The organism is Shouchella oshimensis (assembly GCF_002019765.1).
Lineage (GTDB): Bacteria > Bacillota > Bacilli > Bacillales > Bacillaceae_D > Shouchella > Shouchella oshimensis.
The window spans coordinates 1,658,380-1,672,231 of record NZ_KV917380.1 but is presented as its reverse complement, the minus strand read 5'-3'; the positions used below and the strand labels follow the sequence as shown (position 1 = coordinate 1,672,231).

At 40.1% G+C, this 13,852-nt stretch carries 19 protein-coding genes; 5 read left to right on the top strand and 14 right to left on the bottom strand.

Annotated features, from left to right (window positions below):
* Positions 1 to 4 precede the first annotated feature (4 nt).
* Together BK583_RS08440 and BK583_RS08435 are read right to left on the bottom strand one after the other, a co-directional pair.
* Positions 5 to 1,027, bottom strand: coding sequence for a SepM family pheromone-processing serine protease (locus BK583_RS08440; protein WP_055735815.1), 1,023 nt, complete (start codon positions 1,025 to 1,027; stop codon positions 5 to 7).
* Between the two features lie 3 nt (positions 1,028 to 1,030).
* Positions 1,031 to 1,813, bottom strand: coding sequence for a patatin-like phospholipase family protein (locus BK583_RS08435; protein WP_038481003.1), 783 nt, complete (start codon positions 1,811 to 1,813; stop codon positions 1,031 to 1,033).
* A gap of 131 nt (positions 1,814 to 1,944) precedes the next feature.
* Here BK583_RS08435 and ylbJ point away from each other — a divergent pair, with 131 nt between their 5' ends.
* Positions 1,945 to 3,168 carry a sporulation integral membrane protein YlbJ gene (gene ylbJ / locus BK583_RS08430; RefSeq protein WP_055735814.1) on the top strand — a complete coding sequence of 408 codons (1,224 nt, stop codon included), beginning with the start codon at positions 1,945 to 1,947 and terminating at the stop codon, positions 3,166 to 3,168.
* Here ylbJ and coaD read toward each other — a convergent pair.
* Together coaD and rsmD are read right to left on the bottom strand one after the other, a co-directional pair.
* Positions 3,158 to 3,643 carry a pantetheine-phosphate adenylyltransferase gene (gene coaD / locus BK583_RS08425; protein WP_038481009.1) on the bottom strand — a complete coding sequence of 162 codons (486 nt, stop codon included), beginning with the start codon at positions 3,641 to 3,643 and terminating at the stop codon, positions 3,158 to 3,160. The two genes, ylbJ and coaD, sit on opposite strands and share 11 nt — an antisense overlap.
* Positions 3,627 to 4,202, bottom strand: coding sequence for a 16S rRNA (guanine(966)-N(2))-methyltransferase RsmD (rsmD, locus tag BK583_RS08420; RefSeq protein ID WP_078440092.1), 576 nt, complete (start codon positions 4,200 to 4,202; stop codon positions 3,627 to 3,629). The genes coaD and rsmD overlap by 17 nt, the downstream gene beginning before the upstream one ends.
* Before the next feature lie 270 nt (positions 4,203 to 4,472).
* Here rsmD and BK583_RS08415 point away from each other — a divergent pair, with 270 nt between their 5' ends.
* On the top strand, positions 4,473 to 4,844 hold the full coding sequence (locus BK583_RS08415; protein ID WP_038481015.1) for a DUF7147 family protein: 372 nt from the start codon (positions 4,473 to 4,475) through the stop codon (positions 4,842 to 4,844).
* A gap of 25 nt (positions 4,845 to 4,869) precedes the next feature.
* On the opposite strand, the gene BK583_RS08410 is transcribed toward BK583_RS08415, so the two are convergent.
* Positions 4,870 to 5,148 (bottom strand): YlbG family protein, encoded by a 279-nt coding sequence (locus BK583_RS08410; RefSeq protein ID WP_055735812.1) that lies wholly within the window; start codon positions 5,146 to 5,148, stop codon positions 4,870 to 4,872.
* 81 nt (positions 5,149 to 5,229) lie between these two features.
* Positions 5,230 to 5,670 (bottom strand): YlbF/YmcA family competence regulator, encoded by a 441-nt coding sequence (locus BK583_RS08405; RefSeq protein WP_055735811.1) that lies wholly within the window; start codon positions 5,668 to 5,670, stop codon positions 5,230 to 5,232.
* 121 nt (positions 5,671 to 5,791) lie between these two features.
* On the opposite strand from BK583_RS08405, the gene BK583_RS08400 reads away from it, so the two are divergent.
* Positions 5,792 to 6,547, top strand: coding sequence for an ATP-grasp domain-containing protein (locus BK583_RS08400; protein WP_038481024.1), 756 nt, complete (start codon positions 5,792 to 5,794; stop codon positions 6,545 to 6,547).
* Positions 6,548 to 6,551: 4 nt separating this feature from the next.
* Here the strand turns inward: BK583_RS08400 and BK583_RS08395 are convergent, their stop codons facing one another.
* Together BK583_RS08395 and BK583_RS08390 are read right to left on the bottom strand one after the other, a co-directional pair.
* On the bottom strand, positions 6,552 to 6,818 hold the full coding sequence (locus tag BK583_RS08395; protein WP_038481027.1) for a YlbE-like family protein: 267 nt from the start codon (positions 6,816 to 6,818) through the stop codon (positions 6,552 to 6,554).
* Between the two features lie 9 nt (positions 6,819 to 6,827).
* Positions 6,828 to 7,298 carry a YlbD family protein gene (locus BK583_RS08390; RefSeq protein ID WP_038481030.1) on the bottom strand — a complete coding sequence of 157 codons (471 nt, stop codon included), beginning with the start codon at positions 7,296 to 7,298 and terminating at the stop codon, positions 6,828 to 6,830.
* Between the two features lie 134 nt (positions 7,299 to 7,432).
* Between BK583_RS08390 and BK583_RS08385 the strand changes: the two genes are divergently transcribed.
* Positions 7,433 to 7,927 (top strand): PaaI family thioesterase, encoded by a 495-nt coding sequence (locus BK583_RS08385; protein ID WP_236702366.1) that lies wholly within the window; start codon positions 7,433 to 7,435, stop codon positions 7,925 to 7,927.
* Positions 7,928 to 7,988: 61 nt separating this feature from the next.
* Here the strand turns inward: BK583_RS08385 and BK583_RS08380 are convergent, their stop codons facing one another.
* Positions 7,989 to 9,074, bottom strand: a complete 1,086-nt coding sequence (locus tag BK583_RS08380; protein WP_139366175.1) for a CAP domain-containing protein — start codon at positions 9,072 to 9,074, stop codon at positions 7,989 to 7,991.
* 178 nt (positions 9,075 to 9,252) lie between these two features.
* Between BK583_RS08380 and BK583_RS08375 the strand changes: the two genes are divergently transcribed.
* Positions 9,253 to 9,606: a YugN family protein gene (locus tag BK583_RS08375; protein WP_038481033.1), complete on the top strand. Its 354-nt coding sequence runs from the start codon at positions 9,253 to 9,255 to the stop codon at positions 9,604 to 9,606.
* 54 nt (positions 9,607 to 9,660) lie between these two features.
* On the opposite strand, the gene BK583_RS08370 is transcribed toward BK583_RS08375, so the two are convergent.
* The 5 genes from BK583_RS08370 to ctaD all read right to left on the bottom strand — a co-directional run bounded on the left by BK583_RS08370 (position 9,661) and on the right by ctaD (position 13,823).
* Positions 9,661 to 10,140, bottom strand: a complete 480-nt coding sequence (locus BK583_RS08370) for a TcaA NTF2-like domain-containing protein (RefSeq protein ID WP_055735809.1) — start codon at positions 10,138 to 10,140, stop codon at positions 9,661 to 9,663.
* Positions 10,141 to 10,204: 64 nt separating this feature from the next.
* Positions 10,205 to 10,750, bottom strand: a complete 546-nt coding sequence (locus BK583_RS08365) for a DUF420 domain-containing protein (protein WP_038481039.1) — start codon at positions 10,748 to 10,750, stop codon at positions 10,205 to 10,207.
* A 224-nt stretch (positions 10,751 to 10,974) separates the two neighbouring features.
* Positions 10,975 to 11,322 (bottom strand): cytochrome C oxidase subunit IV family protein, encoded by a 348-nt coding sequence (locus tag BK583_RS08360; RefSeq protein WP_038481042.1) that lies wholly within the window; start codon positions 11,320 to 11,322, stop codon positions 10,975 to 10,977.
* 1 nt (position 11,323) lies between these two features.
* Positions 11,324 to 11,947, bottom strand: coding sequence for a cytochrome c oxidase subunit 3 (locus tag BK583_RS08355; RefSeq protein WP_038481045.1), 624 nt, complete (start codon positions 11,945 to 11,947; stop codon positions 11,324 to 11,326).
* A 1-nt stretch (position 11,948) separates the two neighbouring features.
* Complete coding sequence (gene ctaD, locus BK583_RS08350; RefSeq protein ID WP_038481047.1) at positions 11,949 to 13,823, bottom strand: cytochrome c oxidase subunit I; 1,875 nt, start codon at positions 13,821 to 13,823, stop codon at positions 11,949 to 11,951.
* Between the last annotated feature and the right edge of the window lie 29 nt (positions 13,824 to 13,852).

Below are 13,852 nucleotides of genomic sequence, written 5' to 3'. Positions count from 1 at the left end.
TTCCTTAATCATTCTGCAACGTTTCAAGAAAGGCTATTGCCTCTTCAAAAGTTTCGATCGGAACGATTTCCATATCTGTATTGATTGACTCAGCCGCTGCTCGTGCCTCTTCGTAGTTGTTTCCATTTTTCGGAACCAAGAAATAATCAGCACCCGCACGATCAGAAGCAACTACTTTCTGATTTGCTCCTCCGATTGCACCGACTTCTCCGTCCTCATTAATCGTACCCGTTCCAGCAATTTGTAATCCACTCGTTAAATCAATTTCTTCTAGCTGACTATAGATTTCTAACGCAAAAATTAAACCCGCTGACGGTCCACCAATAGCACCTGCAGCAATGTCTACTTCTGGTGAAAACGTCGCTGTCCGAACGGTCTCCACAGAGACGCCAACGCCAACACGTTCATCACCTAAGTTTAGCTCATCAGGAAAAGTCGAAAAAGCTAAATTTTTCATCAGTGTTTCATCATCCCGTTCAAATGTCATCGTAACAATGTCGCCATCAGAGTAAGCAGCTAGTAAGTCTATAAGCGCTTCACTTGTGCCTACTTCTTCCCCATCGACATGGGTAATAACGTCACCTGGTTCTAGTTGATCAGCTGCTGACATCCCCTCTGTTGTGCCAACGACATAGACACCAGAATAGTCAATCTGCACATCTCCCTTGTTCGATGCACGAAACGCAGCAATTTTTGCATCGTCCTGTGAATGTGCCATTAACAGTTGCTGTCTCTGATTGTATTCTTCGTCCGTCATTCCTGAAGGAGCTGGATTTAACGACCGAAATTCACTAAACAACGACCAGAATAGTAATGCCGGAGTCGCTTTTGCACTCCGAACCGTCGTTAACATAAACGTTCCTTCATCGTCTTTTATTCCGCCTTCAACTGTCACCATCTCTTCAACAGATTCTGCCATTCCAGGTTGACTATAATAGTAAGGAAGCTCAAAACGAACAATCAAGAAGAATACAATAATTAAAACGACCCATTTAATCCATGGAAACGACTTTCGTTTTTGTTCCATTCTTTACCTCCATTGTTTCATTCTTTCTAAGATGTCGGGTAGAAGTTCTCGACATGCTCGTTCACCTTGTTCGATTAATCGTTCGGTTTCCGAAAAATCGAGAGGGGACGAGTGTTTGATAATTGGTCGAACCATAACATCTCCCTGTTCTTTTTGTTTACGTGCTAATTCTCTACCCATTATGTCCATCGTTTGCATGACAATTTCATGAATAGAAGGAGATTGTAAATGTGAACGAAAAAAAGATACATCCACACCAAGAACAATGTCGGCTCCCATTTCACGGACAACGGATACAGGCACTCTTTCTACAACGCCTCCATCTACAAGAAGCTGATCTCCCCATTTTACCGGAACGAAAATGCCTGGAATAGACATACTTGCACGAATCGCTCTTGCCACATCTCCAGTATCGATGACCACTCTATTGCCTGTTAACAAATCTGTGGCAACGACTCGGACTTCTTTATGTAGTTGATGAAAGTGCATCTTTTTTGCTAAGAGTCGCACGAGACTTTCAATTCGATCGCCAGCGATTAAGCCTTGGCGTGATACGGTAAAATCTAAATAAAACTTATTTTTAAATAACCTTGCAAAGCGTTCCATATGTTCAATTGAATGACCAACTCCGTACATAGTAGCAACAAGAGCCCCCATACTGCTTCCTGCTAAGTAGTCCACTTTAATCCCTGCATCTTCCAACGCACGAAGGACGCCGATATGGGCAAACCCACGTGCTCCACCAGAGCCTAAAGCAAGTCCAATTTTAGGGCGTTTTGCTTCCAAAAAAGCTCCTCCTTTACTTGTAAACGAATACGGATATACGTTTTAATCTTATGGTCTAAACCTAAGTGTTATGCGTATATTTAAAAGGACATGCTTTTATCTACTCGTTATTATAAAGGAGTCCTGAACACATGCTTGAAGCGCGACAATCACCTCAACTAAAATCAGCATTATTTGCAATAGCAACCATTGTTTTCGCTTCATCTCTCGTGTTTTTTCCTAAAGAAGCGCTGGAGGCCTCGACAAGAGGGTTAGACATGTGGTGGAATGTTGTCTTTCCTTCTTTATTACCATTTTTTATCGTTTCTGAGCTTTTAATTGGCTTTGGTGTTGTCGCTTTCTTAGGCGTGCTTCTTGAGCCACTCATGCGTCCTCTTTTTAAAGTTCCGGGTATTGGTGGATTTGTTTGGGCTATGGGTCTTGCTAGCGGAAATCCAGCTGGCGCGAAACTAGCTGTTCAGATGCGAAAACTTGGGAAGATCTCACAAATTGAAGGGGAACGTCTAGCTGGCTTTACTAACTCGTCAAATCCATTATTTATTTTCGGCGCAATCGCTGTCGGTTTTTTTCATAACCCAGCTTTAGGCATGATCTTGGCACTCGCTCATTATATTGGCAACATCGTCGTCGGCTTTCTATTTCGTTTTCATGGTAAAAACATGAAAGAAGTGCCCCTCACCCGGGGACCATCATCACTAAAAATCATTGACGCTTTCTCCGCGATGCACCAAGAGCGACTAAAGGATGGTCGTACGTTTGGCAAACTAATTGGTGATGCTGTTCGCTCTTCCATTGAAACCTTACTTTTAATAGGCGGCTTTATTATTTTATTTTCTGTATTAAATCAGCTACTAAGCCTTCTTGGTATACTTTCGCTTATTGCTGCTAGTATTAGTATGTGTTTTGCCTTCATTGGCCTTTCACCAGAACTGGCATATCCATTTATTTCTGGTTTATTTGAAATTACTATAGGTGCTCAAATGATTAGTCAAACAACTGAAGCGAGCTTCTTATCACAACTCATCGTTGTTTCCTTTATTCTCGGATTTGGTGGTTTTTCGATTCAAGCACAGGTAGCAAGCATCTTAGCAGAGTCAGATATTCGCTTTCGTCCTTTTCTCTTGGCTCGTTTTCTTCAAGGATTAACAGCGGCTTGCCTTGTTATTCCTCTGTACTATCTTTTTTATGAGCCGCTAACAGATGAAGTGAGCAGTGGTGGCGTGCGTATCCCAGCCTCCATCGAACAAGGATGGCACTATTTTCTTCATGTCTCACCTTACATCACATTTAGTTTTCTTTGTTTGTTTATTTTACTAAAAACCATGCATCTAAGAAGAAATTCGTTTAGCCGTTAACGGTATACGCTTTTTTTAGTGCTTGTGCAACTGGTTCTGGTACGAGACTCGATACGTCACTACCATAACTTGCAGCTTCTTTCACAATGCTTGAGCTTACATAGCTATATTCCGGCTTTGTCATGAAAAAAAGTGTATCTACTTCTGGAACAATCGTTTTATTCATGGCTGCAATGTTTTCTTCATAATCATAATCCGTACTAGAACGTAATCCTCTTATAATAGCCGAAGCACCATTCGTTTTTGCATATTCAACGAGTAAACCTGTAAATGGTTCCACTACAATATTTGGAATGTGCGCCGTCGCTTGTTTTAAAAGAGCGACTCGCTCTTCTAGTGAAAAAAGCGGACTCTTTTTATTATTGACAGAAACAACAATGATTAACTCATCAAACTGATTAGCAGCTCGCTCAAATAAATCAACATGGCCATTCGTCACCGGATCAAAACTACCTGAGCTAACAGCTCGCCTCATAGTCATTCACCCTTTCATAAATTGTTATTTTCGTCTCTCCATATTGCTCTGTTCGAATGATTTGAAGCGTTGGAAAAGAGGCTAGTTCACTTGATGAAGCTGTTTCACATACAATGAGCCCACCTTCTTCGAGTACCCCACTTGCATCAATTTTTGCCAGCGCTTCTTTTATGTACAACTCCGCTTTTGCGTAAGGCGGATCAATAAGCAATAATTGAAACGTTTCCCCTTTACTTATTAATGCTTGGAGGCCCCTTAAACTATCATTTTTAAACACAGATGCTCGCTCACTCAAGTTTGTATGGCTTAGATTTTGACGTATCGTTTGAATAGCTGGATGTTGAGCGTCAATAAACACACACCGATCCATACCACGACTCAAGGCTTCAATTCCTAAAGCACCGCTTCCGGCAAACAAATCAAGTGCTTGTCCTCCATCAAAATACGGACCAATCACATTAAAGATCGACTCTTTCACTTTATCTGTTGTCGGTCTTGTCTGTTTCGCTGGAACTGGTTTCAACCTTAACCCACCTTGTTGACCAGAAATCACTCTCATATTCTCACCTTACCCTATCAATTAATGAATACATGTATAAAGCACGCAGCTAGCGTACATACTAAGTCTAGCAACACAGTACGTGTTGCGACAACCGCGGAGAAGACTTACATTTCCCCATAAGATCTTCCTCCGGTTTCTCCTCTCCCATTGCCATGTGAGATCATGGCAAGGCATTCTTCTTTATGAAGAATGCCTTTTTTTATCGACACACATCAAAAGTCATGATATGATGCAATCGATTCTTTCAGAAGGAAGTAGGAAAAACAAATGAACCAACGCGTTATAAAATTAGGCAATGGTTACGCGGATTTTTTTGAATTAATGGAACTTGCTGTAACCAATCAATCTCGTTTGATCGCTTGCTTCCAATTAGAAACATTAGATGACAGGATCTCACTTGGCATCGTTTTAAAACCTGCTAAGCACCCTTCTACGTTTATGCCGATCTACCTTTGCCTAGAGGGCTTTAAACGTGATAGTAAAAGAGTACACCAATTTCAAGAGTTTGCAAATCAAGAAGGTCATACGCTACATACTGTTGCGGTGAAGCCTTTGAATCTTTTCTATGATGATGAGCAGTATGCTCGCTATCTAATCGGCTTGCTTCGTTCTCAACGAGTCCTTCCACCTATGGGGTAAAAAATAAACCAGACGAGCGTCTGGTTTAAATGCCTAACTTATAATCGTATTCTTTTGCTTTATCTGGTTTAGCATCTTCAAACTCTGTATTCACAAACGGACGCATGGACGGCTTCACATCAGTTACAAAATGAAACGATTGTAGTTTATTTGTAATGTCATCTACTTTTGCTTGGTCGCAATAGAACAAAACATATTTCATTTTTTTTGATACATATTGGACATGACCAAAGCGCCGTAACTGCCTTGCATATTTTAGTGATGTAAGCCAAACAACAATCCCTTGACGACTTGGACTTATCATTTTTTATACCCCTCTTTTAAAGTTCATCCAACCTTATTTTACCACAATTTTCTTTTTTTATGCAAAAAGAATGTAGCTGCGTTAGCCGCAACTACATCCACCACCAGAACCACAGCCACCACTACAAGACATCGAGTCAAAGAATGGATTTCCAGTTGGTACTTTTATAGATGGCGAAACCATAGACGCTAAGACACCACTTAATTCATTTAGTAAGTCTTCAAGCTCGGTCTCTGCTTTTTTAAATTGAACGACAGATTCGTCCCGATCAAGCTCTCTTTTAGCCATTCGAATATCCGCTGAAACTGTCTTAAAATCAGGGTGGTACTTACCAAACCGCTGTACTTCCTCATGAGAAATTTTCAAGGTTGTAAACCGTTCAATCTTATATTGTGCTTCTTTATCTTGATTAAGGCGATCACGCGCTTCAATATACTGGGAGAACAGTTCTGATTGAAGAATAATAGAAGCCAGTTCATCAGAAGCATTTAAAAGTTCTACCGTATCTAATGTTGCAATCACAGCTGCACCTCCTCCACTTTATTGTATCATGGGTATTTAGTAAATCGAAAGGTTTTTTTCTAATTGACAAGAACGATCAACTTCCCTATAATTCTTTCGACACGTACTGGAGGAAGCTTACATGAATCTTATTACTTTCAACCCTTTCCGCACGATAGGGATACCTGGCATCGATTATGTGAAGCCAGAAAATATGTTTAAAGAGCAAAGCCGCATTGAGCAAGCCGACCTATGTTTATTTCCAGAAAATTGGCAAGTGAATAGCCTTGTTTATGGGCTGAAAAAAAGGATTTTTCCAAGCATCGAGAGCATACACCTCGGCTACAACAAAATTGAAATGACAAGGGCTATGTGGACGGTTTGTCCTGACCATGTTCCATATACACTCATTCTAGGCTCTAGCCCAAAAACCATCCAAGATGTCCTTGAAACATTTCCATTTCCTTTCGTAGCAAAAACAACCCGTTCTTCGATGGGAAGAGGCGTATTCCTCATTCAAAATGAAGCGGACTTCCATGCTTACGCTACCAACCATGACGTTCTGTATGTACAGGAATACATCGAATCACACCGAGATTTACGTCTTTGTTTAATTGGTAATAAAGTTGTAAACAGTTATTGGCGAGAAAGCAGCGGTTTTAAGAACAATGTAGCTCAAGGGGGCGTCATGACTTTTACAGATATTCCGCAAGCAGCCATTACGCTTGTGGAAGAGGTAGCAAGCCGTCTTTCTCTTGATCACGTTGGCTTTGATGTCATTGAACGAAATGGACAGTATTATATACTCGAATTCAATACATTGTTCGGCAATCAAGGCTTTCTTGCACAGGGCATTCGCGTAGAGGATTTCATTTTTGACCACTTAAAAAGTCTGTAACGAATTAATTCGTTACAGACTGTACAGTTTCGGACACCGTATTCGAGCCCATCTTAATCATTTCCATTAACATTACCATCATGCTAACGTTATTCTGCATTCTTTCTACCCGCTGAGGGAATGTTTTCCCATAAAAATAATTCGATTCTTTTTCCATTTCCGCTAAACGCTCTGGATTTCGAGATAAATGCCGATACCATTCTGGATGATACCGCATGAACTCACGGATCTTTTGATCTTGCATCATTTTTGCGCGAATGTCTGCTCTCATAACAACTCCTTAATCTCGTCGAAACGAAAACGGGGAGTCACTTTCTGATCGACGAGTAGGTTCTTGAGGTTTTTGGAACGTTTGCATTAAGTTCTGTACATTCCCAAGTACAGAGCTAAATTGCGTTAAATGGGATTGCAAATCTTGCACATTCATCTTTTTCACTAACCCCATTAGTTGCCCAAGAAATTCTCCTGTCCCCACTGAACTTGCCTCTTCACTTGTATCACTAGTAGATTGATTTGCTTCAACACGCTCTTGTTCTTCTTGCTGACTCTCTGCTACATGCTCTTGCTGAACGTCTTCTGTATACAAGAATGGCTGCCATTGCTCATGCTCTTCTCCTAATATCGACCATTCTTCATAGATGTCTTGCAACGTACGCTTGCCATCCTTCACTTCAGTTACTAAACCAGGATGGTTTTTCACAAAGACTTTAAACTCCCGAACTGAAGGATGCAGATTGGTCGGATTCGTCATCTGTTTCATCCCCTTAATTAGACTTCTGTATGATTAGTGTATACAACAGTCTGGTCCAATGTTCATGTTTTTTTGCTATTTAATCGTGACTTTTGATAAACTAAGACGTGTGCGTAATCTAAGGAAGTGAAAAGGTGAAAACAGTGACAGTAGAAGAAAAGATCCAAGCATTTTTGAACGAAGCATCTCCAGAGGAAAAAAACGTTTTTGAACAAGTTGTTGATGGTTTTATTGCCAAACAACAAAAACAACAATTAACTTATCTATCGGGTATCACACAAGCAGAAGCATCGACTCCTTCAAAGGATACATTCTCCATCCGTGTTCCCATCACACCATTAATCCATAACCCTTTATCAATTGTTCACGGCGGTATGACGGCCACACTACTTGACTCTACAATGGGTGGTGCCGCTATGCAATCGTTACCGGATCATTTAACAGCTGTAACGTCCCAATTAAATATTCATTATATGCGACCTGGTGTTGGCGAGTACCTTGAATGTTTTGCAACAGTTGTTCATTCCGGTAAACAATTGATTGTTGTAGAAGGAAACGCCTATAACAATGAGAAGAAACTAATTGCCAAAGCAACGGGGACATTTTTCGTGATCCCGCTAAACAAATAAACGAGCTTTCTACAGATGCAATAAAAAAACGTCTTAGCGAAACCCTAAGACGTTTTTTTCATTAACCTTCAAATAAGAAGTTCTGAGTGTAATAGGCGTGGTGGACACCGACACCGAGATGAGTAAATTTTTCATGAAGCAGTACAATACGATGGCTATCACTGTTTAACCACCCTTCTACTGCTGCTATTCCGTCTACGTAGTTATAGGCGATATTTTCACCAGCATCCGTAAACAAAACGCTTCCTGCATGAAAGCGATCAGATAATGTACCAAATGTGGGTGACACGTGATCAAAATAATCATCCTTATACATATCCTTACTATGATCCAATGCAACTTTTGCTACCTCGTCAGACCAAACAAATGGTTCTAATTCAAACTTTTTGCGAATTGTGTTCGTGAGCTCAAAAATTTGTTTCTCATTCGCCTTGTCTACTGCTGCAAGTTCGGAAGAGTCTAACACTTGTTTATCCGGTAACTCATTCGTATACCCAAATGAATAAGGTTGTTGGCTTAAAAGCACTTCATTTGATAGAAGACGAACGCTTGAAAGCTGATTTGTATGCACATCCATATAGAACTGTACCCAATAGTCACCAATCTGTGCTAGAGGACGCATCTTCATATCTTGCTCAGATAGTTGAAACGTATACAGTCCTTGCTCCATTTCCAATGGTATCCGATCTTCAAACAAAAACATTCGATTCAATGCTTCATAGCTATGTTGCTGCTCACCTAAAAAGCGCTGGATCGGAGCACCATTAGCTACAACGGTAGTCACGTTTCCATCTTCAACACCAACAGTTAAATACCCATCGTCAATCGAATTATATACCCATGTATGATAGCCAAATGCAGATGGATCAATGCGGTTTGGCTCGCCTAACCACTCTAAAAGATCTTCCTCACTAGCTCCCATAAGTAAACCAATGTGCTGGTTAAATGGAAGATCTGTTTCCTCCACGACTTCATCATCCGTTAGTAAAGCAGGTGTTACCCGCGCCGCGTAGTCCATATGCAAGGACGGTTGCTTTGTTGTAAGAAACTGACCAGCTACCGGCTCTGGAGGAATTTGCCTGTAGTAATAAATGAGGATCACCAACATAACCGTTAAAACCATTAAAAGACTAAGACGCTTATTCATATCCACTGCTCCCTCCTATTCTATCGTATGTTCCTATGCTAGCTATGCATTCACCTTATTCAACTAAACCTTTCACTGTTTAAACAGACCTTCTGAAAAAGTCTGTTTAAACGTTGCATAAGAAAGCGTTTCATACTATGATTAAGAAGTGTGAAACAGCAGTTAAGGAGGAATACTTTTGAAATTCACCGAAACAGGACTAGAAAATCATCAAATTAAATTTACACTTGTACATGACTCAGCAGAATCAGTTGGCTTCGTCCACGCCGATCAATGGGATTACGAGCGCGCTATGTTTGACTACAAAATGGTGCATCACGAAGGCACATTTTACTTGCGAGTTCCCGTTTATGCCGTAAAAGGCGATATTCCTGCTCAATCCACTATCGTTCAAATTATGACTCCTATTCTAGGAAAGCATTATTATCCACATGGTGTTGAATACGAAGGGGAAACATACCCAGATGCAATTGTAGAGAAATCGAAGAAAAAGCTAGAACTATTAGCGCAACGAATTGAAAACGAACTATAAAAAGAGCTGTCCCTTGTGACGGCTCTTTTATTAATAGAATCGACTTCCTTCGTTTTAATATCTTTCTTCATTTACGTTAATAATGGTGTAAAGTCGGTATGTACCGTCTGAACCTTCAACTGTATGAAAGCGAACCTCCCGCTCTATATCTTCCACCGCATCTCCAGTCACCACACGTACATGCTCATGTGCTTCGACAAAGTAATCGCCTTCTTCTGGGTCATACCATACATCGTGAACATCTAGCGAAATGAGCTCCTTTTGTGCATTGCTTTTTTGTAAATCATCCTTTAATCGATGAAGTGCATGATAGAAAGATGTATTCGGTATCAAAAAATCATTTTCTAGACGCTCTGTTTGATTTTCGTTAATGGCAAGCAGCATCTCCGCTTTATAATCATGCACAAAAGTGGATAGCTTTTCAATCACTTCTTCATCGGTAACTTCTTCCAACTGTTCCGGTTCATTGTATCCACATGCCGCTAATACAATAAATAGAAGGAACATTGGAAGCGTTCGAATAAGTGTCCGCACAACAAACCCTTCCTGTTCGCCTGTCCTTCATTAGTATACAAAAATCCTAAAAAAAGAGGAACCTTTAATAGTAAGGTGAAATCAAGATGTAAACTAATACACCTGTAAAGCTTACGTAAAGCCAAATTGGCATTGTCCATCGTGCAATCTTTTTATGGCGCGCATTTTCGCCATTCCATGCTCTTGCAACACTTGTCAATGCAAGCGGCACAATGACAGCTGCTAACACAATATGTGTAATTAAAATGAAATAATAAAAATACTTAATGAAGCCATCAGCACCAAACGCCGTTGATTCTGCTAAAAAGTGGTGCGCTACATAGGTAAAGAGAAAGAAAGTAGTAGTCACAAATGCTGCATAGATAAACCGTTTATGGATGCGTACCTTTCCTTTTATAATGGCAATCAATGCACCTACTAAAAAAAGAAACGTAAATGTATTAAAAATGGCATTCATAAGCGGAAGAATGGTGACATCAAAAGCATCAAATCCCTCTACACCCGGTAATCCTGCTAGAATGCCAATCGCACCAATAAGCACGACAGAAATAATAATAATAGCAGGCTTGTAATTTCGTTTTTTTATTGGTTTATTAAAACCGTTGTCCATCCTTGTCACTCCTTAAACGTTCATCTGTTTCTACTAGTAGTATACTACATAAGAAACCCATCCTACACTAACCCTAGTATTTACAATCTAGTGAACATTAAACATAGACAAATCTTCTTGTCAAACTGTCACATTTAAAGATACGCTTTCAGGCGCAAAAAGAAAAACGAGTATGGCGTAACCTCCATACCCGCTTTCCTTTAACCGTGCATCCTTTTTACTCTCTAGTATTTTACAACACCAATTAGCAACATTAACGCAACAATGGTCGGCATTGTAACAAATATACCAGTGATCATAAAGACAGTTGCCCAAGCATGATCTTTATCTTTCATATGCATAAAAAACAGTAGCTGTAAAAGCAATTGAACGATCGCAAGAATTAAAATGAACGGCACCGCAAAATTATTTGGTACTAAGTCAGCACCTACAGCAACAAACGCGAGAACTGTTAAAAATAAAAGTAAGATAAACACAACAAATTGTTTCTTAATATCTCGCTTCATCTCACGTTTTTCAGCTTCCGTAAGTGAACTCTTTTCAAACGGTTTGCTTAAGTGGTCATCAGCCATATTAATAACCTCCTGCTCCCATTAAGTAAACGACCGTAAAGATGAATACCCACACGACGTCAATAAAGTGCCAGTAAAGACTTGCCACATAAAATTTAGGCGCATTTGTCAACGTAATCCCTTTGCCCCAATTGCGGATAATAAGCAAAGTGATCCAGCAAAGACCAAATAATACGTGAGCCCCGTGAAGACCAACAAGTGTGTAGAAAGCAGATGAGAAAGCACTTGTAGTAAAGCCAAATTCATAATCATGGACATAGTGCTGGAACTCATAAATCTCTAAACCTAAGAATACTAAACCAAGAAGGACTGTGATAATCATCCACGTCATCATTTTCTTAAATTGGTTTTTCTTCATCGCAAACATTGCCATGACACTGGTCATCGAACTTGTTAAAAGAATCATTGTCATAATAAAAACAAGTGGTAATGTAAAGAGTTCATCAGAAGCTGGACCGCTTCCAACACCGTTTCGTAATCCTAAATACGTTCCAAAAAAAGTGGCAAACATGATGGTTTCTCCACCAAGAAAGAACCAAAAGCCTAAAAATTTATTTTTCCCTTCAAGGGTAGCTCGCTCCGGATGAGACGGTAAGCCTTTTGTTGTATCGACTGCACCAGCCATATTATTTGCCACCTCCTAGCTTTTTAAGATCAGCTTTAACTACGCTCTTTGGAATATGATAGCCATGATCATCTTTCAATGAACGCATTGCCATGCCACCGAATGTTAACAAGCCACCAAGAGCAACAACAATCCATGGACTCACAATCGGCTCAGACATCTCTAGCATAATTAAACCAAAGCCTAGGAAATATAAACCAATTGAAATGATAACAGGTAGAATAGAACCATTCGGCATATGAATGTCATCAACTGGTTCAGCCGGTTTCATTGTGCCATCTCCGTGTACTTTCTCGTAAAACAATGGATCAAGTGAACGGATTTGTGGCGTTTGAGCAAAGTTATATTCTGGAACAGGTGTTGGTGTTGCCCATTCCAACGTACGTGCATCCCATGGATCATTGATCCCAATAACGCGCTCACCTTTAATCGCTGAGTAAACGATGTTAATAACAAGTACAATGACTGCAGCAGACATAAAGAATGTTCCAATGGTACTAATCATGTTGAATTCATCAAGACCTTGACCGCCTAAATAGGTATAAACTCGGCGAGGCATTCCCATTAAGCCAAGGAAATGTTGAACAAAGAATGTTAAATGAAAACCAATCGTGAAAAGAATAAAGAACACGATTCCTAATTTTTCATTTAACTTATGGTTAAACATCTTCGGATACCAGTAAAATAATCCAGCAAACAGTGCTAACACAATTCCGCCGACAATAATGTAGTGGAAATGCGCTACAACAAAGTACGTATCATGGTACAAGTAATCTACAGGTGCCATTGCTAGCATAACCCCTGTTACTCCTCCAAGAACGAACGTTGGAACAAACGAAGAAGCAAATAACATTGCCGTATTAAACGTAATTTTTCCGCCCCACATTGTAAAAAGCCAGTTAAAGATCTTAATACCTGTTGGTACAGCAATCGTCATTGTCGCAATCGCAAAGATTGAGTTGGCTACTGGGCCAATTCCTACTGTAAACATATGGTGAGCCCATACCATGAATCCAAGAAAGGCAATAATCATTGTGGCAAAGACCATTGCAGTATATCCGAACAAACGCTTTCTTGAGAATGCTGGAATAACCTCTGATATAATTCCAAATGCAGGTAAAACAAGAATATATACTTCTGGGTGACCAAAAATCCAGAAAATATGTTGCCAAATGACCACGTTTCCTCCTGCTGCCGGGTTAAAGAACTGGGCATCGAAAATCCGCTCTAACATAAGAAGCGCAAGTCCTGCCGCAAGTGGCGTAAATGCAAAGAGAATAAGTGTTGAAGTCACAAATGATGTCCACACAAAAAGAGGTAAGCGCATCATCGTCATTCCTGGCGCACGCATATTAATGATTGTCACTAAGAAGTTAATAGCTGAAATTAATGTACCAATACCAGAAACCTGTAAACCAAGTACATAAAAATCAAGACCAAGCTGTTCTTCATTTAACGATAAAGGAACATAAGCAGTCCATCCTGCATCTGGGCCTCCACCAAAAAACCAGCTTGTTGATAGTAATAAACCACCTGATAAGAATATCCAAAACCCTAATGCATTGACGAATGGAAACGCAACATCTCGAGCACCGATTTGAAGCGGAATCACAAAGTTCATAAATGCAAATAAGAGCGGGGTGGCTGCGAGGAACAACATGATCGTTCCGTGCATTGTAATAAATTCGTTAAACGTTTGCCCGGTTAAAAAGCTATTCTCAGGCATGATAAGCTGAATTCGCATAAAAACAGCCATCAAACCGGCTTTTAAGAAGAAAAGCGTCCCGGCAATCAAGTACATGATGCCGAGCTTTTTATGGTCAACCGTTGTTAGCCAGTCCCAAATGACGCCTTTTTCTTTTTTATAACTAGCCAATCAAGACCCTCCTTTACCCAATCTTCCTT

Coding starts and splice junctions, on each gene's coding strand:
- BK583_RS08440 (WP_055735815.1), bottom strand. CDS start 1,027: ATGGAACAAAAACGAAAGTCGTTTCCATGGATTAAATGGGTCGTTTTA.
- ylbJ (WP_055735814.1), top strand. CDS start 1,945: ATGCTTGAAGCGCGACAATCACCTCAACTAAAATCAGCATTATTTGCA.
- coaD (WP_038481009.1), bottom strand. CDS start 3,643: ATGAGGCGAGCTGTTAGCTCAGGTAGTTTTGATCCGGTGACGAATGGC.
- rsmD (WP_078440092.1), bottom strand. CDS start 4,202: ATGAGAGTGATTTCTGGTCAACAAGGTGGGTTAAGGTTGAAACCAGTT.
- BK583_RS08415 (WP_038481015.1), top strand. CDS start 4,473: ATGAACCAACGCGTTATAAAATTAGGCAATGGTTACGCGGATTTTTTT.
- BK583_RS08410 (WP_055735812.1), bottom strand. CDS start 5,148: ATGATAAGTCCAAGTCGTCAAGGGATTGTTGTTTGGCTTACATCACTA.
- BK583_RS08400 (WP_038481024.1), top strand. CDS start 5,792: ATGAATCTTATTACTTTCAACCCTTTCCGCACGATAGGGATACCTGGC.
- BK583_RS08395 (WP_038481027.1), bottom strand. CDS start 6,818: ATGAGAGCAGACATTCGCGCAAAAATGATGCAAGATCAAAAGATCCGT.
- BK583_RS08390 (WP_038481030.1), bottom strand. CDS start 7,298: ATGACGAATCCGACCAATCTGCATCCTTCAGTTCGGGAGTTTAAAGTC.
- BK583_RS08380 (WP_139366175.1), bottom strand. CDS start 9,074: ATGAATAAGCGTCTTAGTCTTTTAATGGTTTTAACGGTTATGTTGGTG.
- BK583_RS08365 (WP_038481039.1), bottom strand. CDS start 10,750: ATGGACAACGGTTTTAATAAACCAATAAAAAAACGAAATTACAAGCCT.
- BK583_RS08360 (WP_038481042.1), bottom strand. CDS start 11,322: ATGGCTGATGACCACTTAAGCAAACCGTTTGAAAAGAGTTCACTTACG.
- BK583_RS08355 (WP_038481045.1), bottom strand. CDS start 11,947: ATGGCTGGTGCAGTCGATACAACAAAAGGCTTACCGTCTCATCCGGAG.